A 441-nucleotide genomic window follows, 5' to 3' on the forward strand; every position below is an offset into this window, starting at 1 on the left:
GGCTGTCTCGCCTACTGCCTGCGCGACGCCGCGCGCGCGCCGGACGGCGGCGCGGGCTGGGCCGAGGCCGGGGCGATCGGCCTCCTCGTCGCGATCCCGGCCCTGGTGCCGCCGGGGGACTGGGCCTACGGCGCGCCCGTGGCCTTCGGCGCCGCGATCGCCGTCCTGTCACACGGGCGCGGCCCCGTCTCGGCCGCGGCCCGGCGCGGGCTGCCGCAGGCGCTCGGCCGCTGGTCCTTCTCGGTCTACCTGCTCCATCTCCCGGTGATCCAGGTGTTCCTGGCCGGCTTGCACTACGCGGTGCCGCGCGTCGGGAGCCTGCCGCCCGGCAGCGAGACCGGGAGCGTGGATCTCGGCGGGCCGGCCCTGAACCTCGCGACGGCCCTCGCCCTCGTCGCCGCCGCCGTCGTCCTGGCGGGGCTGAGCCACCGGCTCGTCGAG

The 441-nt window shown here is 78.7% G+C and carries 1 protein-coding gene; it reads left to right on the forward strand.

The window, feature by feature from the left end:
* Positions 1 to 441, forward strand: a 441-nt coding sequence (locus tag AX737_RS34225; RefSeq protein WP_197430502.1) for a hypothetical protein, incomplete at both ends; no start/stop codon positions are given.

Origin of the sequence: Methylobacterium sp. CCH5-D2 (genome assembly GCF_001556475.1) — a bacterium.
Taxonomy (GTDB): domain Bacteria; phylum Pseudomonadota; class Alphaproteobacteria; order Rhizobiales; family Beijerinckiaceae; genus Methylobacterium; species Methylobacterium hispanicum.